Origin of the sequence: Microcoleus sp. T3_B1 (assembly GCF_036700445.1) — a bacterium.
GTDB lineage: Bacteria > Cyanobacteriota > Cyanobacteriia > Cyanobacteriales > Microcoleaceae > Microcoleus.
The window spans coordinates 56,494-75,757 of sequence record NZ_JAUBOX010000012.1 but is presented as its reverse complement, the minus strand read 5'-3'; the positions used below and the strand labels follow the sequence as shown (position 1 = coordinate 75,757).

Genomic DNA, 19,264 nt, shown 5'->3' with positions numbered 1-19,264 from the left:
ATCGAATTATTTTTCTTCCCTCTTCCTTCTTCCTTCTTCCTTCTTCCTTCTTCCTTCTTCCTTCGATTACCTAATGAGATGTGTTGTTGCTTTTGGTTCGGGATAGGTATACTCAAGCATCGCCTCTTGTTGAGCTTTGATAATCCGCAGCGCGGCGAGCAAATGCTCTAACGTTTCTAGGTGCGCTGGGGTGAAGTGGATGCTGAAGCCTTCGCCATCCCGCGCGTAGCCGGGACAAACCAGTGAGGCTGAGCTTTGTTCTTCGTGGGTGGCGATGTATAGCCAGTCATCGTCTTCGAGCTTGTAATGCGTGTCTGTCCAGGTTCTCAGCATTTGCGATCTGCTCCTCCTTATTTGCTGCGTACAAGCGTTTTGACGCCCAGCGCTTCTCACTCCTCTGAAGTTGACGACGCTATATGTAGCGTGTGAGCTGGGCTAATTTGCACCCTTAACCCTACCAGTCAGGCTCCGTTGGTTGATTAAACCGTCAACTAACCTCATGGTAGCGCGGGTTGATTTTCCCGTCAAGTGTTTTGTTGAACTTTTCATCAAAACAGGCTAGAATGCTTGTCAGGAGGCGAAAAACCGTGGAACAAACATTTGGAAGACTGATCCGTCAAGCTCGCAAGGACAAAGCTTACTCACAACGTGAGCTAGCAGCTATGCTAAGTGTGGACTTTACTTATTTGTCGAAGTTGGAGAACGATCGAGCGGATTATGCGCCAAAAGAGGAGGTAATCCGAGCATTAGCGCGGAATCTAGACATAAACGAAGAGGAATTGATTTTCCTGGCCGGGAGACTGCCGCAGCAGTACGAAGCGCTGCTGAAGCAGAATCCGAAGGAAATGCAGGCTCTTTTCCGCCGAATGCAAGAAAATCCAGATTGGCTCAAACAGTCTTTTGAAGCGTAAGAGAGGCCCCTCATAGTGAGTATTTTTAAGCCGTATTGCTTCTATCCCAAAGAATCGATCGAGCGTTTGGCAAATGACATCTTGATGCAGATGCAGAAAACGCAAAATTTTGCTCCGAGATGGCCTTTTGATGCGACAACGGTTGCTGATTTTCTGGATTTGGGCGTAGTTTGGGAGTGCATTGAGCCGGATGAAGAAGGTGCGATCGCGGCGAGGATTTTGCCGCAGCAGCGGTTAATCGAAATCAACGAACAGATTCTCGAAAAACCGCCGGGGTTCATCGAATCGACGATCGCCCACGAAATCGGCCACTGGGTGCTACACGTCAATCAAGACGAAGCAGACGGCACTGTGGAACAGTTGGAATTAAACTTAGGGAATGAAGGAAAAACGGCATCTGATGTCGAGGAACCGTTTGTTTGTCGGGGTGCGAGTGCGGATAATAAGGTTTTGTCGATCGAATGGCAAGCGCAATATTTTGCAAGCTGTTTGTTGATGCCTCGGTGTATTTTGGAGGAAAAAAGACAGGGACGCGATTTAACTAAGTGGTCGCATTTATACAAAATGAGAGATGAATTGGGAGTGAGCATTTCCAATTTAACAAACCGCTTGCAAGAATTCGATTGGATTTACATTCCCAAGGGAACTCGCGAGATTTATGCCGGGAAAGATGCGGCCAACGGACAACAGCGGTTGTTTGGATAGAATTTGATAGAATTTGAGGTTTGAGAGAGATTCTCGAATCTCAACTTTTTCAGATAACTTTGAAAGAATGAGGTTGCAAAATGGAAACCAAACGAGTAGCAGACCTGACAGTTGAAGAACTGAAAGCCATAATCGCTGAAGTGGTCGATATGCGATTAAGTCAATGGATAAATCCTTTTAATAGCAATACCTTGCCTCTGCTTCCGAAAAGGACGAAGGAAGAACAAATGCAGAATAATTTAGCTGCAATAGAATGGCTAGATAAATGGGCAAAAGAAGGAGATGAAGAAGAACAGCGAGAAACTTTTGAATATCTGCAAAAAGCCTTAAATGAAAAACAATGAAAGTTAAAATTCACAATTGAAATTGCATTTTATGCTAACCAATATTCAAATCCTGCTGGCGGCTTGTGAGGAATTAAATATCCCTTACGAAATCCTGCATCCTTCCCAAAACTTGATTAGACTCAAACATGGCGGCGAAGAATATTATTTTGTCAATTACATGACGCCATTTAACAGCGCGTCAGTAGCAGAAATTTTTAAAGACAAAGAATATACTTATCAACTATTAAACGGCAATATAAATACTCCCAGAACTCTCGGTTTTGTCTCGCCTCACTGCGAGGAGAAGTATAAAAAGTATTTGAGTTTCCCAGATATTGAATCAATAGTTTTAGAAGTAAACAAAAAATTCGCTTTCCCGGTGATTCTCAAAAGAAATCGCGGTGCTGGTGGCAACAATGTTTTTTTATGTAAAACTACAGAGCAAATTAAAGAAGCCCTAGAAATTATATTTAACGTCAACAGCAAAGATTATGACCATGTGGCGCTAGCTCAAGAATATATCGAAATTGCCCACGAATATCGGGCTGTCTTCTGCAAAGAAAAGCTAGTTTTGCTGTACGAAAAAGACAAATCTCAGGCTAAATTTGCGGGGAATTTAAGCCCGCTGCACTGGGAAGGTGCAAAAGCAAAACATATAATTAACCCCACTCTCATGTCTGAGATTGAAGATTTTGTTAAACCTGTTTTTGCTGAAATTGCGATTAATTATGCGGGGCTTGACATCGCCCTAGATACAAAAGGAGCATATTGGTTAATTGAAATTAACTCAAGCCCCAATTACGATATATTTGTGAGAGATAACGATCGCCAAATTGCTGTAAAGATGTTTAAAGATATCTTAGAAAATTGGAAAAGCCGAGAAACTGGGTTGTTCACCGATATTCACGGCTCAAATCCCATATTTTCCTAAAAAACCCGGTTTCTGCGATCGGGGGTGCACAAATCCCGATTAAGAAACATCGGCTTCGGCTGCAATTTTAACCCCTCCCTTCAGCGCAAACACGGCGGTGATGATGCCAACAACCGCAAGAATTGCCGTAATGTAAAAAGCGTTGGTATAGCTGCCAAAAGTATCGCGAATTTTCCCCGCAGCAATTGTACCGAAAAACGCTCCAACTCCGTAGGCTGTATACACAATGCCGTAGTTTTTCGCGTAGTCTGTGGGGTCGAATAAAGTTAAAGTTGCCGTGGGCGCGATCGCCAGCCATCCTCCTAACGACAGCCAGAACAAACAAAACGCAATGATATAAGTTGCGACTTGTCCAACGCCCGCCTGAGTCATCATAATCGATGCGATTAAGATGAGAATGTAGTTGGCGATTGCGGCATATTTTGGCTTAAATCGATCGGTTATCCAACCAAACATCGGACGCCCCATACCGTTAAATATGGCAAACAGAGAAACCGTTGCCGCAGCCGTTCCCGCGTCTAATTTAATAATTTCCTGCGCCACGGAAGAAGAAATTCCGATCGCGCCCAATCCCACCAGCGTGCCAATTGTGTAGCACACCCACAGCCCGTAAAATGCGGGAGATTTCATCATCGGTGCGATCTGGCTATTTACCGCTGTTCCCGATCGGGCGGCAGCAAATCCCGCAGGCGTCCATCCAGTTGGCGGCATTTTCAAAACGGTCGAAATTGCCAAAATAATGACGGTAAAAGCGATGCCTAAAATCAGAAATGTTTGCGCTATTTGATAGGTATCGATTAAATATTTGGCAATCGGTGCGGTAATTAAAGGCGACAAACCAAACCCAATTACTGTTAGCCCAACTGCCAATCCTTTTTTATCGGGAAACCACTTGGCTGATACTGCTAGCGGTACGCCGTAAGCAATTCCCACCCCGGCACCGGCGATAACTCCATAGGTGAGTACCAGGACAGTAATATTAGGTGCAAATGCCGATAAAATATAGCCGATTCCCGTCACGACGCCGCCGACTGCGGTCACGGTGCGAGAACCGTATCGATCGATAAAAAAGCCGGTAATTGGCATCAGTACGGCAAAAACTACTAACAATACGGTAAACGGCAATAAACTATCCGTTGCACCGATAGTGAGCTGCTTTTCTAGCGGCTTTCTAAAGATACTCCAAGAATAAACTGTACCCAGACAAAGCAAGACCGTGATTCCCAGCGGAACGAACAACCAGCGGCCTTTTTCTGCTGGCATTCCGAAAACTTTTGTTTCGTTCATGTTTTTAAATTTTATCGAGGAGGCATTAATAGGTAATGGCTGTGCATTCCACGATAAATTGTAAATTTACTATAAGTTTGTTACCGATGCAATAGTTGTGTAAAAAAAATATTAAACTTAACTAAAATCTGCGCGCCACTTGGAAATTTTTGTGAGATATCGCAACGATCACCAAATTGTCGTAACAATGTTTAAAGGCATCTTGCAGAGCTTGATTGTTAACAAAAAGCTGTAAAAAGCTCGATTTGAATGTAGTCGATCGTATTTAGATGAATGTGGTGTAAGCTGTATATTAGCTGAAAGGCTTTAAGCGCAATAGGTTTCAGCCAATAACTTAAAATTCACATTTTTTAATTTAATGTAGCAACTCGCATATAGAGTAGGGTGCGTCAGAGTCCCAAACCCTTATTTTGTCAATCTATAATTTAGTCTGACGCACCCTACAAGTTGATTTACCTTCAGCTACCGACCCAATTCCAGCCGCACGACTCGCTGATTAGTGACAAACTAGGGCTATGTTGTTGCGATCTGCTTTGCTGATTCATCATTTCCTTGAAAATACCAGTAGAGGTTAGCAACAGTTAAATCATTGACTTCTTGCCAATTTGAGGGGGCTAAAGCTTTATAGCCAGAGGTAGTTGCTTTCTGACTGATATAAGATTCATGTTGTTGACGCAAGCTAGGTTTTATCAAAAATCGCAATTGATCGCGTAGTGATTTGAAGTGGGATTTTTGCTGCAAGTTTTTGTAGAGTGCAATTTCTTCTGGTTCTGCCACTATAGCAACTTCTTGATTAGTATTTGAAACTGGTGTCGTTTCCATATTTAAACTAGCCAATTGTTTACGCTCATCAGCCGATAAACTTAGCATCCAATCTACCTGATTTTGCCAAGAGTTTAAAACTGCTAGATCCTGATTGTAAATTCGTGTGATTTCTGGAAATATAAAATCAATTTCATCTTTTGTGCAGCGCTCAATAACGGTGAGAATGTCTTGGCGTATTCTTTCTTGGAGGTGGGAAATGGAATTACTTACAGACGCAGGCTCATTCAGCAATTGATAAGTTAATGAAATTGTCTGCTCAATTGCCCAAGCACATTCAACTCTACGAAGATAGCCCACGGCACAAGTGGCTTTGAATAAGTCAGGATTATTATAGTCAGCTAAAGCATTAGCTAAAATGTGTTGTGCGCTTGTCAATGTAGCATTTCTGGTATGTTTATCTTCCATTAATAAAGCATTTTGAATGAGTTTCTGTGCTTGAGCGAATTTCTGATAAGCTTGACTCAAGATTAAACGATGTTGCTCAAAATTAATGCTGTCAGCTAACAGTTTAATTTCAGCAATAACTTCTGCTTTCTCGTCTTTCAGCAGTGCCGCTATATCAATAAATCCGTGTGTAACTGTTAGCTTCAATTCCTTAATATCTTCCCTCATTTTCAAGGTCTGATGAAGGTTAACGGCTGACAATGCCGCTATGGCCACCACGCCGACACCAATGACGGCAGTAGATGCTGACAGAATGCCCACATTAGCCGAGAGAGAGTTTAAGCCATACTGAATCACATCTAGTCTTTTGTAAGTTTCTTTAAAACCCATATCTGTTTGAACCATTTGCCCTACACCTAATACAAAATCTGGAATAGCTAACAACGGCTCGGCAACCATCCCAATTGCGGCACCTACAAAGTGACCTGTTGCCCTGTCTCTAGCTATTCCCAATAATACTCCTGCACTATTCTTCACGACTTCATAAGTGCCGGAGATAATACCCGCCTGTATGTGAGGAGGAAACACAAAAACCATATTTTTTTACCTGAATAGCGATTAATATTACACATTATAATATATTATCTGATTATGGTTAACTCTGTCAGTCTACAGTGGAATTACTTAGATGAACGAATTCCTGAAAGCATTTCAGAACATCGCCCAATATTCGGCTCTCGTCGCGGCGGATGATGATAAATCCTTAGAAATTAAGAAATCTGCTACAACCGTAATTAAGTCTGTCCAGCCTGGGTTTGATGAATTGAGGGAATCAGCCACCAGACTTGAGAAAGTTGTGCAAAAATGCCGAAACGATATCGATCGCGCTGAAGACGTTTGGACTTGTAAACTTGGGATTATCCAAGCTTCAAAACAGGAAATATGGCAACAGCTTGGGGAACTGAGCGGCTGTCATGTCAGAATTAATGAACTAGGTCGTCAATGTCAAAGTTCGGCGAGCGCTCAATCTCAAGATTATTGGGATAAAATATTTGATGTTCGCGTGAAACAAAAGTGGTTTATTGATGCAGCAAAAAAACACAAAAAAGGAATTGGCTGGAAAGAAAAGGATGATTTTATTAAAGATATTCCCATCGTTATGAATCTTGTTTGTATGGAAATCCATCAAATCATTAAGCGCAGCCTGGATCTGGTTGATCAAGACCTTAGCACGATTAACTTAAAAGTGCTTACCCAGTATTTCCAAAATTTAGATAAGCAGACAAAAGATGTGTGGAATCATCAAATTAATTTCACTTTTAGCCAGATAGCAAATAAATTTGAGCAGCCGACTGTTTACTTGCCTGAGAATACCAAATCACTGAGGTCTGTACTTATTATAGCTATGGATAATTTATCCAAATACCGTTTAGGCGATCTTTTATGGGAAGAGGTTGTAAATTTCAAAAAGCAGGTTTCAACCGCGATCGATAATTTCATCAATGCAATCTTTGATGACAGATTGAAACTAGGAAGTCAAGCTTTGGTTAAAGCCATGAGATTTTACAATGAATTTCTCGAAAAGCAAGATAGATATCAGCAAGAAACACCTGCACAACGTCAGGCTGAAAGAGCCTGGATTGATGCCCAATGGGCAGAAATTAAGAAACTGGAAAAAGGTATTAAAGTAATTCTAAATTCTTCTCCATAATTCCTTAAGCTGCTGTTATTCTACTAGATCGCACTTCTTCACACGCTAAAATAAACTTAGTCACAATTCCATGAAAAAAATGACAACACAACTACTAGAACTAGAGGGAACGTGGGAAGAAATTGTAGCGCAATCAGCCAAATTTGCCGATCGCCGAGTTCGCGTTATTGTTCTTGCGGATGAGGAACCGCTGAAGTCAACCGAAGACTGTTTTCGCCAAGGATGGCACGAAGCAATGACAGGAGAGACTGTACCGCTTTCTGAACTGTGGGAAGGTATTGATGCAGCGATCGAGATGATGCAGTCTCTGCCAGAAACTTTACAGCAGCAAGTAGCAGAATACTTGAAAGAGTATATCGCAGACTTAAAAGATGAGCTTCAATGGGAGGAATCTTTCGAGAAAACGCAACCACAACTTGTGGCTGCTGCCAAACAAGCTAAACAAGAAATTGTTCTTTGTGACGAAACGTTGAAGTCAGCAGAAGAGTGTTTTCGTCAAGGATGGAAGGAAGCAATGACAGGAGAGACTGTACCGCTTTCTGAACTGTGGGAGGGAATTGATGCAGAATAATCCTCCTTTAAGGCAGATTATACCTACACGAGAATTTCAACGCGACTTGCGGACTCTCTCTAAAAAGTACCGCCATATTCGATCGGATGTTCAGCCGATCATTGAAAAACTACAAGCTGGAGAGTTGCTGGGAGTTCCGATACCTGGGATTGGTTACGAGATATTTAAGGTGCGTGTTAAAAACAGCGACATTCAAAAAGGAAAAAGCGCTGGATATAGATTCATTTACTACCTTCAAACAATGACAATCGTTATCTTGATTGCCATTTATTCAAAATCCGAACAATCAGATATTGCCGCCGATCGAATTTTAGAAATTATCAGCGAATTTAATGAGTTGATTGAAAAGCCAGGAGAAACAACAGAAGAAATACAAGATAAGGACTAAAGTCCTCACTACCAACCTTAGATTACATCCTTTCCAATACCTTAATCCCCAACAACTCCAAACCCAATTTCAAAGTCCTCGCCGTCAAATCGCACAAAATTAACCGCGAAGTCCGCAACGGTTCCTCAGCTTTCAACACCGGACATTGCTCAAAAAATTGATTGAATTTTTGACTCAATTCAAACAAATACTGACAAATCCGATTCGGCAACAAATCGCCGCCCACAGCATTCACAACTTCATTCAACTGCAATAAATGCTTTGCCAATACCAACTCTGCATCTGATTGCAAAATTACTTTCGCACCAGCATCTAAGTTATCAAAATTAATCTCACCTTTGCGGCGAATTCCCTGCACGCGCACGTAAGCATACAGCATATAAGGAGCGGTATTTCCTTGCAATGCGAGCATTTTGTCGTAACTGAAAATATAGTTGCTGGCGCGATTTTGACTTAAATCGGCATACTTAACGGCACTCAAACCAACTGTTCGAGATACGTTAGCAATGAATTCCTCAGTCTCTTGTCTTTCTTCTGCTTTTAATCTCTCTTCTAAATCTTGGCGCGTGCGGACGATCGCCTCATCTAACAAATCCTGCAACCGCACCGTTTCCCCAGAACGAGTTTTGAGTTTTTTGCCGTCTTCTCCCAATACCAAACCGAAGGGAATGTGGACAATTTCGACATCTTCAGGAATCCAATTGGCTTTTCTGGCTACTGCAAATACTTGGGCAAAGTGGTTTGCTTGTCCCGAATCGGTGACGTAAATTAAGCGCTTTGCATTGTCTTTTTGGATGCGGTAGCGCACTGCTGCTAAATCTGTTGTGGCGTAGTTGTAGCCGCCGTCGGTTTTTTGGACGATTAGCGGCAGTGGTTCGCCTTCTTTATTGGTGAAACCGTCTACAAAAACGCATTTCGCGCCGTCACTTTCTACTAGCAAACCTAGATTGGTTAAATCTTCGACTACTGCGGGCAATAAAGGATTGTAAAACGATTCGCCGCGTTCGGTTAATTTGATATCGAGCAAGTCGTATATTACTTGGAATTCGCGGCGCGATTGATCGCACAGCAATTTCCAAGCGCGGCGGGTGTCTTCGGCGCCTGCTTGCAGTTTTACTACTTCTTGGCGGGCGGTTTCTTTGAAGGTTTCGTCTGTGTCAAAGCGCTGTTTTGCTTGGCGGTAAAATGCGACTAAATCGCCTAAGTCTAGGGCGTCAGCGGTTGTGAGGGCTTCGGGGTGAACTTCGCGCAAGTATGCGATCAGCATTCCGAATTGGGTGCCCCAGTCGCCGATGTGGTTGATTCTGAGTACGTCGTGGCCTTGAAATTCGAGGGTACGGGCGATCGCATCTCCGATGATTGTCGATCGCAAGTGTCCGACGTGCATTTCTTTGGCTATATTCGGACTGGAAAAGTCGATCGCGATTGTCTGAGGCGTTTTCGCCGGTTCAATCCCCAAACGCGAGTCGCCCGCGATCGCACTAATTTGCGCTTCCAAATAAGCCGGTTTCAGCTTCAAATTGATAAAACCAGGCCCGGCGATTTCTGGGGTTTCGCAGATGTCAGTAATATCTAGGTTTTCGATGATTGTCGAGGCGATCGCCCGTGGGGGCTTTCCTAACTTTTTCCCCAAACTCATCGCCGCGTTGCACTGAAAGTCCCCAAAGTTGGGATTGCTGGCGGCGGCTAGCATCGGATCTGCACCTGCATAACTTTCGCCGAATGCAGCGGTGAATGCTTTTTCAAATTTTGCTTTTAACTGTTGGGCGATCGAGTTCATCTTGAATATTTTGATTGGAGGTTTATTTTAAACTCTAGATTAAGCACTTTTTGCCAATAATACTCTTACCACTTAGGTAATTTCCCTCTCCCCCTATCCCTCTGGCCCTCTGGCCCTCTCCCCACCTACTAGGAAATTTTGTACTTAGCTTTGAGCTGCTGATCGGATCAAAATCACTGGCAGCGCTAACACATAGTACATTTTATCACAGTTGCGATCGCTACACAAATTAAAAAATGTCACATCTAGTGCATGATCTCGATCGCTAGATCGTTTAGTTAAATCCCTTACATTAAGGTATGTTAAAATTTTTTCAATGCACCCAAAAATCCTACGAAAGGAAGCAGTTATGTTATCTCAACCTATTTTTGGCGATCGCTCTCTGACCCAAGTCTTTTATCAAGCAGTAATCGCTCGCTTCTACGACGGTTTCAGTCTCTCCACCCAAGCACTATTACGAGAGTCTACCCTCGGCTTCGCTCCCTGTCCCGATGGAGTCAAAACCTTTTTCATCATCGCGCCGAGTCTGGATGCAGCAGAGCAACTAATTGACAAAATGGACAGTATTTTGGAGCGAGTTGCCGAACTCATGGCAGGAGTCGGACAGGTTGCCCTGTGCATACTTCCCGCCGGCAGCGAGGCAGAGCAATCAGTCGATCTGCAAAACTTAGAAAATGTTCCCCCAGATTGTCTGGCTTGCAAATTCTTTACAATTATATGGGCCGATGCTGCGACCGATCGGTAAAATTGACAGTTAGCAACCAGCAACTCAACACGGTTCGGCCCAAGCTGTGCCTGTGTCGGCGCGGGGTAGATTGTCTGTTAGTTACACTCCCTGGAATTATCGGGCAAAGCGTGCAGGTAATTTAGAGCGTTTGCAAGGTTGCACTCGCAATCTTTGGCAAGTGTTAAACCAGACAAAATATATATCAAAGGCCCGCTTGTCAGTCGCTCAGATTTTTACCTGCCGGCTCAAACAGCCGTGCATCTACTTTTTACATTTCCAATAAAGGCCACCAAAAAGCCGCATCAACTCTCCTCGGTGTCTCGCTTCAAAAGACAGCAGCAGGAATTAGGCGGTATCGCTGGAAAATAGAGTTTTGCGAAATATCTGCTGAGGTTCAGAATAAGCAGAAATATTATCAAAAATAGATAAGATTTGCGCGCGTTGACCTCAGAAACCGGGTTGATACCAATTTTTTATGAGGCCCCGTAGAATCAGATCCCCCCTAGCCAAGGGCGGGCACGGGGGCACCGCCCCTACTAAGGGGGGGACAAGATTCCGCTCAAAGTCCCCCAACAATCAGGGGGATTTAGGGGGATCGAGATATGTGCAACTTCACATTAAATTGGTATGAGAGGCCCGCGCTTCATATTCGCGGTTCGCTGCGAACTTGACAGAAAATAGGCTATTTGTGGGCGAGTCACAAGCTATAGACAGAGCAAAGCTCAACTCAAAAAAAGATGAGTTTCCCAGCGGCACGCAAGGCAGTGCAGAGCGATCGCACCACAGGCTCATAGAAGTTGTTAAAAATTTCAGTTGAAAATTTAAATTATTAAATTTTATGCCTAACATTGGCGATAAAATCTAAGATTGAAATTCTCAAATCTGAAATCAAGACATCATGGTAAAACTGACACCAAATCCCAGCTTTAGTTTAACAATTCGGGTTGCTCTGCCGAACCAGCCGGGAATGCTGGCAAGAGTCACCAGCGCGATCGCATCTGTAGGCGGCAACTTCGGCCAAATCGACTTGATCGAGCAAACCCGCGCCACTACCGTTCGCGATATCAACGTCGATGCCTCCAGCCTCGAGCACAATGAAGAAATAGTGCAAGCAGTGAAAGGACTGCCAGATATCAGAGTGATCGACGTGTACGATCGCACTTTCAACTTGCACCGCGGCGGAAAAATCAGCGTAGTTAGCAAAATTTCCCTCAAACGCCAGTCAGATTTGGCAATGGCATACACCCCTGGAGTCGGCCGCATCTGCACGGCGATCGCCAATGACCCCCAACAAGTTTATAACCTGACAATCAAACAAAATACTGTTGCCATTGTTACCGACGGTAGCGCAGTTTTGGGACTGGGAAACCTCGGCCCTGCCGCCGCACTGCCAGTCATGGAAGGCAAAGCCATGCTATTTAAAGAATTTGCAGGTATTGACGCCTTTCCTATCTGTTTGAATACCCAAGATACTGAGGAAATTATTCGCACAGTGCAGAATATCGCCCCGGTTTTTGGCGGCGTTAACCTCGAAGATATTTCTTCTCCCCGCTGCTTTGAAATCGAAGCAAGATTGCGGGAAACCTTAGATATTCCCATTTTTCACGACGACCAGCACGGCACTGCGATTGTGAGTTTGGCAGCATTAATTAATGCCTTGAAACTCGTCAAAAAAACCATAGAAGAAGTGTGTATCGTGATTAACGGAGCCGGTGCGGCCGGAGTCGCGATCGCCCGGTTGTTGCGTAAAGCAGGTGCCCAAAACATCATCATGTGCGACTCCAAAGGCGTTCTCTCCGAAGACCGCACGGATATGAACCCAGAAAAACTAGAATTTGCGGTGGCTTCGAGCGGTACTTTGGAAGATGCGATCGCCGGTGCCGATGTATTTTTAGGAGTCAGCGCCCCCGGCGTGCTTACCCGCTCGATGGTGCGTTTGATGGCCGAGAATCCCATTGTTTTTGCAATGGCAAATCCCATTCCTGAAATTCAGCCAGAATTAATTATGGAAGATGCGGCGATCATAGCAACCGGACGCAGCGATTACCCGAATCAAATTAACAATGTTTTGGCATTTCCGGGGATATTTCGAGGTGCTTTGGACTGCAAAGCGACCACGATTACGCCCAGTATGTATTTGGAAGCAGCATACGCGATCGCCTCTTTAGTCAGTCCTTCTCAGCTTGACAAAGAGCACATTATACCGTCTGTTTTTGACGAAAGAGTGGCCATTGCTGTCGCCGGTGCAGTGCAGTTGGCGGCCCGATCCGAAGGTATCGCCCGCGATTAATTGAAGGAAGTTCGGCAACGGATTATGTAACGGATGTAACGGATGTAACGGATGTAACGGATGTCCGTCGGAAGAAGGAAGAAGGAAGAAGGTTGGAGGGAAGATACCATGTATAAATTAATGGTGTTTGTACCAGTTTTGTACTTCTTCTTTTGTGATTTTTCGGGTTTCTTCTCATTCCCTCTTTCTTCCTCCCCGTTGATTATTACTCACTTTTGTTTCCCCATCTTGTCTTTTTCCTCAACATCCATCCGTTAAATCCCGATCGCGCGATCGTTGCCGAACTTCCCTCGAACCTCCAACATCCAACCTCTTCCTTCTTCCCTCGAACCTCAGCATCGATTCGTTACATCCGTTAAATCCCGTAGACGGCTCGTTGCCGAACTTCCTTCTTCTCTCTTCCTTAATCAAGGATAAAACTCACAACAATAAACAAGATAATAAAGATATAATTAAATCACCCAAGTCCCGCTAGGTCAGATGCAAAGCCAGTTAGGAAAAGCCAAGCGCGCTCGCTGCAACCGCCCATTGTTAGAACTGTGCCCGATCGGGCTGGCATTGTGCCGGACGGACGGGACTTTTATCGACGTAAATCCAGCTTTTGCAAATATTATCGGCCGCACAGTTGCAGAAACTCTCCACCTCAACTATTGGGAAATTCAGCAAACACAGTGCGCGGGTCCAGAAACATATCTAGAATGTCAAGCAAAAAATAGCCACACGCACCTGTGCGAAGCAGCATACAAACATAAAAACCAGCATCTCGTACCCGTGCGAGTTTCCGAGCGGGCAATTGAAACAGAGGGACAGTGCGCGATTTGGCTAAGTGTTGAAGAAATCTTTAATAATCGGGATCAAAATAGCGCTCCCCTGGAATCAGCGCCGCCGCACAGCAATTCACATCTAGAAAAATTGCTGGCAAAGCAGACTGCCCAACTGGAAAAAACTCAGAAGCTACTCGAACAAAAAATCGCCGAACTGGAACAAACTCAAAACAAATTGCGTCTCCAAAGTCAAATTATCGACCAATTTCACGAAGCGGTGATTTCTACAGATATGGACGGCTCGATCGCCATTTGGAATCAAGCCTGCAAAAAGTTATACGGCTATGAAGAAAGTGAGGCGCTCGGACAGCACATTTCTCTCATTTACCCGCCCGAAGAACACGAGTTTTTGTTAGAGCAAGTCATCAAACCGCTACAAGAAAAAGGCGAGCATGAAATAGAAGTTATAACACGCCGTAAATCTGGAGAACAATTTTTCTCGCACCTGATGCTTTCGCTATTGAAAGACAATACGGGAGAAGTTGTGGGGATGATGGGTTCTTTAACAGATATCAGTCCTTGCAAAGCTTTAGAACAAGAATTAGCACAAAGACAATCACTATTTGATGCCTTTTTGAAGGAGGCGCCGGCGGGACTTTGCATTTTGGACTCGCAACTGCGGTACGTGCAAATTAATCAATTTCTAGCAGAAATAAATTGCTTGAGTCCAGCAGAACACATTGGCAAGACTGTACGCGATATATTGCCGAATATCGCTCCAATAATAGAGCCTTTGTACGAAAAAATTTTGAGGACGAAACAACCCTTAATTAACATGGAGATGAGTGGTGACAATCCCAGAAAGCCTGGGTTTGTCCGACACCTGACAGGCTCTTATTTTCCCCTGCTCGAAAAAGATGGGGAGGCGATCGGCATCGGTGCAGTTGTAATTGACATTAGCGATCGCAAACAAGCAGAAGCTGCGCTGCAAAAAAGCGAACAGCTTTACCGCACTATGGCAAGCAACTTTCCTAACGGCGCGGTGATGTTGTTCGATCCAGAAATGCGCTACACGCTGGTAGAAGGTACAGAATTAGCCGCCGTGGGGCTTTCCAAAGAATTGATGGAAGGCAAGACAATCTGGGAAGTATTCGAGCCAGATTTTTGCGCTGCTGTCGAGCCAAATTATCGGGCGGCACTGGCAGGAGAAACAGTTGTTACAGAATTTATTTACAGCGATCGCATCTACCTCGGTTATACTTTGCCAGTCAGAAACGAACGGCAAGAAATTATCGGCGGATTGCTAATGACTCAAAACATTACGGCTCGCCAATTAGCAGAAGAAGCGCTCAGGGAAAGCGAGGACAAATACAGGTGCATTGTCGAGACAGCAGACGAAGGAATTTGGATGATAGATACGGAGGGTAAAACTACTTTTGTCAACAAAAAAATGGCCGATATGCTCGGCTGCACTCCAGAGGAAATGATCGGAGAGTCGCTATTTGCTTTCATGGATGCAGAAGGCATCGCGATCGCACAAGCCAGTCTCAAACGCCGCCGTGAACAAATTCGCGAACAGCTCGATTTTAAGTTCCGTCGCCGAGACGGCAGCGACTTGTGGGCGATGCTTTCTACTAATTCCTTGGCAGACAAACAAGGACGCTATGTGGGCGCTTTGGCAATGGTTGCCGACATTACCGATCGCAAGCAAACAGAAGCCGCATTGCAGCAGTCGGAAGCTAAATTTCGATCGCTCTACGAATTAACCAGTTTGCCTGTTTTTATGTTATGTGACAATGCCATCACCGATGCCAACACAGCCACCCTACAACTATTCGGCTGTACTACCCCGCAAGAGTTGTACGGCCAAAACCCTGGCAAACTCTCACCTCCTTTGCAACCCAACGGCAGAGATTCTTTGAGCTTGGCCCACGACATGATAGCCATCGCCTTTGAGCGGGGAAAGCACCGTTTTGATTGGGTTCACCAGCGCTTAGACGGTACTGATTTTCCCGCAGAAGTGGTGCTGACAGTCATCGAGGTGGGAAATGAAAAAATTATCCAAGTAGTGATCCAAGATTTAACCGATCGCAAACTTGCAGAAGAAACTTTAGTGCGATCGGAAGAAGCGCTCAGACAGCAAGCTCAGCGAGAATTACTGCTCAATCAAATTGCCAACCAAATCCGCACTTCTTTAGATTTAGACACAATTTTAGCAACAGCAGTTCAAGAAATTCGCAATCTGATGCACCTAGATTGGTGCATCTTCACTTGGTATCGCCCCAACACCAATCCTCCGCTGTGGGACGTAACTTACGAAGCGAAGAATGCAGATTTGCCGAGTATGCTTGGCACTTATCCTGTAGACGACAAATCTAGTCTCGCAGTGCGACAGATTTTGCGGCGAGAAATTCTGCGAATTGATGATGTCAGCACTTTTGAAGATGTAGAATTGCGCGAACTTTTCCAGGCTTCAAATTTTAATTCAGTGCTGTCGCTGCCAATTCATACTGCTGCAGGCGATATTGGGGTGATTACCTGCTATCAGGCTATATCGATGCGAAATTGGAGCGAATCGGAAGTCGAACTGATGCAAGCGGTGGTCGCTCAAATTGCGATCGCGATCGACCACGCTGAACTTTACACCCAAACGCGCACAGCGGCGCGATTAGCTCAATCTCAAGCTCAACAGCTAGAACAAACTTTACACGAACTCCAACGTACCCAAACTCAATTAATTCAAAGTGAAAAAATGTCTAGTTTGGGACAGTTAGTAGCAGGTGTAGCCCACGAAATTAACAACCCAGTTAATTTTATCTACGGCAATCTCAGCTACACCAGCGAATACACTCAAAACTTGCTAAAAATGCTGCAACTTTACCAGAAGGAATACCCCCAGCCTAGCGCAAGAATTGTAGATGCCAGGGATGACTTTGAAATTGATTATCTTATTGAAGATTTACCGAAAATTTTAGCATCTATGAAAGTCGGAGCCGATCGCATCCGCGACATAGTTTTGAGCCTGCGAACTTTTTCAAGACTTGACGAAGCCGAAAAGAAAGAAGTTGACATTCACGAAGGCATTGAAAGCACGCTGCTGATTTTGCAAAACCGCCTGAAACATAAAGCCGATCACCCGACAATTAATGTGATTAAAGAATACGGTAATTTGCCTTTAGTTGAATGTTATCCCGGTCAGTTAAATCAAGTATTTATGAATTTGTTGAGCAATGCGCTAGACGCATTGGAAATGGAGATGAAGAAATCCGATCGCACCGCCAAAAATCTCGCAATTACGATTCGCACCCAAGTAACCGACAATAACAGCGTTGCCATATGGATAGCTGACAGCGGCCCTGGGATGAGCGAAGATGTGCAAAAGCGCTTGTTTGACCCGTTTTTCACTACTAAACCCATTGGCAAAGGAACTGGCTTAGGATTGGCGATTTCGCACTCTATTATAGTAGAAAAACACGGTGGCAAGCTTTCTTGCAATTCTGTAGTGGGAGAAGGTTCCGAATTTGCGATCGAGATTCCTCTGCAGCAAAAGATCAATTAAAACCCATTGTATCGGTATCATATCATCTCCGATCGATCGACCGGATTTGATAAGATTCAAATCCTCGCCTTTACCACGAGAGGCACACCACCAGCGGGTGCCATTGTCAAACCGCGGCGTACTGGCAAAACCGGACGATTTTCTGCAAGTTCTAAAGAGTACCGTGACAGCACTTTCGCCAATACTAACTTCATTTCAAACATGGCAAATGCCGCCCCAATACAGCGGCGGTTCCCTCCTCCAAACGGCAAATATTCGTAAGGCGAAAATTGCCTTTCTAGAAAACGTTCGGGTTTAAAACGTTTTGGTTCCGGGTAAATATCCGGTCGGTGGTGAACCAAATAAATGCAGGTAGAAAGTATCATTCCTTTGGGAATATTATAACCCATTAACTGCATCGGAGCTTGCAGAAGGCGCGGGAATGCAAAAAATAGGATCGGATAAATCCGCAGCGTTTCGCAACAGACAGCATTCAAATACGGGAGTTTACTTATTTCCGTCGGCTCGCAATTTTCGACATCAATAGAATTGAGCTCTTGCAGCAGTTTTTCACGGACTTCTGGGATGTAGTGAATCCAATACAAAGCCCAGGCTAAAGCTGTGGCTGTAGTTTCGTGTCCGGCGAATAAGATTGTCATTAATTCATCCCGCAATTCAACGTCGCTCATCGGCTTTCCTGCTTCATCACGAGCGGAAATTAACAAGCTCAGGATGTCTTCGCCCAATGGTTCAGACTGAGTTTTGCGAGCGCGGATTTCTTGATAAAGCAGTTCATCTAAACGCTGTCTTTGTCGCAGAAATCCTCCCCAAGGACTCCAAGCACCTAAATCTTTTTGCAACGACTTGATAAACAAAAAGGTAGCGCTTAATGGATTGCTAAACAGGCTGAACATATTAATCATTAGTTGCTGAATTTGCTGGTAGCGTTCTCCTTCGCTCAGCCCAAAAACAGCGTGTAAAATTACTTCCAAGGAAATCTCCTGCATAGTTGATTGCGCGATTACCGAGTTACCAGGAGTCCAATTATTAATTACTTTTTCGGTTGTATCGCGGATGATTTGTCCGTAAGCTTTCATCCGTTCACCGTGAAAAGGTGGCATTAAAAGTTTGCGCTGCTGCAAATGTCGATCGCCATCTAACAACAATAACGAATTCGAGCCTACTAAAGGTAGCGTTATCTGGTTTCCCGTACTGGATTCAAAGAGTTTGGAATCGGATGTAAAAATTTCTTGAATAGCTTGAGGATTGCTAATAATTACTTGCGGCGGAAAGTTGCTGAATTCGCTGGTAAAAAGGTCGCCGTAGCGTTGAGAATTACTATCTAAATAATACAGAGGATTTAAAATTCCCCGCACTGTCTGAACAAATCTAGCGTCTTTAGGGCCGTCTAGCAATTTGTTGGTAGCATGATTTTGAGAGTGAGAGTTTTCTGTGGTGATAGTCATGTGTTTTCCTCCTAGATTAATTTACTCAGTTTCAATCAACTGTTGATTGAAACTGAGTAAATTAATCATTGTTTTCACAAACCTTATTGTACTTTTTTTATACCTAGAGATTTTACGTAAACCCGATCGCACCTGTGCGTCTCCACACCAGTTGTCGGTAGATATCCGCTATTTTCGTACATTTTCACAGCTTCTTTGAGAATGCTAGCAGTTTCTATCCAAATTTCCTCAAAGCCGCGAGCGATAATTTTACTTTCCAATTCTTGCAGTAAAAATTTACCCAAACCCTGTCCTCTTGCTGCTGGCAAAATATACATTTTGCGAATTTCCACAGCATTATTTCCCCGATCAATCGGATAGTAAGCCGCCGTACCCACTATTTTATCCTGCCGTTCAACTACCCAAAATTCGCCGCCTTGATTATGATAATGTAGTTCTACATCATAGACATCTCGATCGGCCCCGTGAGGTTCGCATTTTAAACCGTACTCTGCTAAAACATCTCTAATTAAATAGAACGCCTCAGCGCGATCGCGCGTTTCCCAGGAACGAATTAAAAAATCCAGATGTTGGGTTTTCATTGGTTGTTGCAACGTATATTTATTTTTTGACTTTAGCAACTGTAAAATTACTCATTTTTTGGGTTTTACAGTCTTTAAA

Annotated in this window: 18 protein-coding genes; 11 read left to right on the top strand and 7 right to left on the bottom strand. The window is 44.1% G+C overall.

The window, feature by feature from the left end; all coding sequences use genetic code 11:
- Positions 1-66: 66 nt before the first annotated feature.
- A complete protein-coding gene (locus QT990_RS09215) occupies positions 67-333 on the bottom strand; it encodes a hypothetical protein (protein ID WP_006634886.1) in 267 nt (88 codons plus the stop codon).
- A gap of 254 nt (positions 334-587) precedes the next feature.
- Here QT990_RS09215 and QT990_RS09210 point away from each other — a divergent pair, with 254 nt between their 5' ends.
- The 4 genes from QT990_RS09210 to QT990_RS09195 all read left to right on the top strand — a co-directional run bounded on the left by QT990_RS09210 (position 588) and on the right by QT990_RS09195 (position 2,873).
- Positions 588-911, top strand: a complete 324-nt coding sequence (locus tag QT990_RS09210; protein WP_006634885.1) for a helix-turn-helix domain-containing protein — start codon at positions 588-590, stop codon at positions 909-911.
- 15 nt (positions 912-926) lie between these two features.
- Positions 927-1,616, top strand: a complete 690-nt coding sequence (locus QT990_RS09205) for an ImmA/IrrE family metallo-endopeptidase (RefSeq protein WP_242716182.1) — start codon at positions 927-929, stop codon at positions 1,614-1,616.
- 80 nt (positions 1,617-1,696) lie between these two features.
- On the top strand, positions 1,697-1,960 hold the full coding sequence (locus QT990_RS09200; protein ID WP_333139973.1) for a hypothetical protein: 264 nt from the start codon (positions 1,697-1,699) through the stop codon (positions 1,958-1,960).
- Positions 1,961-1,991: 31 nt separating this feature from the next.
- Entirely contained in the window at positions 1,992-2,873 is an 882-nt protein-coding gene (locus QT990_RS09195; RefSeq protein ID WP_333465160.1) for a YheC/YheD family protein, read from the top strand.
- Positions 2,874-2,912: 39 nt separating this feature from the next.
- Here QT990_RS09195 and QT990_RS09190 read toward each other — a convergent pair whose 3' ends face one another.
- Positions 2,913-4,160: an L-lactate MFS transporter gene (locus QT990_RS09190; protein ID WP_333465159.1), complete on the bottom strand. Its 1,248-nt coding sequence runs from the start codon at positions 4,158-4,160 to the stop codon at positions 2,913-2,915.
- A gap of 513 nt (positions 4,161-4,673) precedes the next feature.
- Positions 4,674-5,966, bottom strand: a complete 1,293-nt coding sequence (locus tag QT990_RS09185; RefSeq protein ID WP_333465158.1) for a hypothetical protein — start codon at positions 5,964-5,966, stop codon at positions 4,674-4,676.
- Positions 5,967-6,057: 91 nt separating this feature from the next.
- On the opposite strand from QT990_RS09185, the gene QT990_RS09180 reads away from it, so the two are divergent.
- From QT990_RS09180 to QT990_RS09170, 3 genes are all read left to right on the top strand, one after another.
- Positions 6,058-7,080 (top strand): hypothetical protein, encoded by a 1,023-nt coding sequence (locus QT990_RS09180; protein WP_333465157.1) that lies wholly within the window; start codon positions 6,058-6,060, stop codon positions 7,078-7,080.
- A 79-nt stretch (positions 7,081-7,159) separates the two neighbouring features.
- Positions 7,160-7,651: a hypothetical protein gene (locus QT990_RS09175; protein ID WP_333465156.1), complete on the top strand. Its 492-nt coding sequence runs from the start codon at positions 7,160-7,162 to the stop codon at positions 7,649-7,651.
- Positions 7,641-8,039, top strand: coding sequence for a type II toxin-antitoxin system RelE/ParE family toxin (locus QT990_RS09170; protein ID WP_333465155.1), 399 nt, complete (start codon positions 7,641-7,643; stop codon positions 8,037-8,039). Before QT990_RS09175 ends, QT990_RS09170 begins: the two co-directional genes overlap by 11 nt.
- Positions 8,040-8,061: 22 nt before the next feature.
- Here the strand turns inward: QT990_RS09170 and argS are convergent, their stop codons facing one another.
- Positions 8,062-9,819 (bottom strand): arginine--tRNA ligase, encoded by a 1,758-nt coding sequence (gene argS, locus QT990_RS09165; RefSeq protein WP_333465154.1) that lies wholly within the window; start codon positions 9,817-9,819, stop codon positions 8,062-8,064.
- A gap of 349 nt (positions 9,820-10,168) precedes the next feature.
- Between argS and QT990_RS09160 the strand changes: the two genes are divergently transcribed.
- From QT990_RS09160 to QT990_RS09150, 3 genes are all read left to right on the top strand, one after another.
- Positions 10,169-10,564: a hypothetical protein gene (locus QT990_RS09160; RefSeq protein ID WP_333465153.1), complete on the top strand. Its 396-nt coding sequence runs from the start codon at positions 10,169-10,171 to the stop codon at positions 10,562-10,564.
- A 670-nt stretch (positions 10,565-11,234) separates the two neighbouring features.
- Positions 11,235-11,363 carry a hypothetical protein gene (locus QT990_RS09155; protein ID WP_333305750.1) on the top strand — a complete coding sequence of 43 codons (129 nt, stop codon included), beginning with the start codon at positions 11,235-11,237 and terminating at the stop codon, positions 11,361-11,363.
- A gap of 81 nt (positions 11,364-11,444) precedes the next feature.
- The gene (locus QT990_RS09150) at positions 11,445-12,836 is read left to right on the top strand and encodes a malic enzyme-like NAD(P)-binding protein (RefSeq protein ID WP_333465152.1); all 1,392 of its coding nucleotides are present in this window, start codon (positions 11,445-11,447) and stop codon (positions 12,834-12,836) included.
- Between the two features lie 240 nt (positions 12,837-13,076).
- On the opposite strand, the gene QT990_RS09145 is transcribed toward QT990_RS09150, so the two are convergent.
- On the bottom strand, positions 13,077-13,247 hold the full coding sequence (locus QT990_RS09145) for a hypothetical protein (RefSeq protein WP_333411711.1): 171 nt from the start codon (positions 13,245-13,247) through the stop codon (positions 13,077-13,079).
- 69 nt (positions 13,248-13,316) lie between these two features.
- Here QT990_RS09145 and QT990_RS09140 point away from each other — a divergent pair, with 69 nt between their 5' ends.
- Entirely contained in the window at positions 13,317-17,159 is a 3,843-nt protein-coding gene (locus QT990_RS09140; protein ID WP_333465151.1) for a PAS domain S-box protein, read from the top strand.
- Positions 17,160-17,215: 56 nt separating this feature from the next.
- On the opposite strand, the gene QT990_RS09135 is transcribed toward QT990_RS09140, so the two are convergent.
- Positions 17,216-18,604, bottom strand: a complete 1,389-nt coding sequence (locus QT990_RS09135) for a cytochrome P450 (protein ID WP_333139997.1) — start codon at positions 18,602-18,604, stop codon at positions 17,216-17,218.
- An 83-nt stretch (positions 18,605-18,687) separates the two neighbouring features.
- On the bottom strand, positions 18,688-19,185 hold the full coding sequence (locus QT990_RS09130; RefSeq protein ID WP_333139999.1) for a GNAT family N-acetyltransferase: 498 nt from the start codon (positions 19,183-19,185) through the stop codon (positions 18,688-18,690).
- Positions 19,186-19,264: the final 79 nt, after the last annotated feature.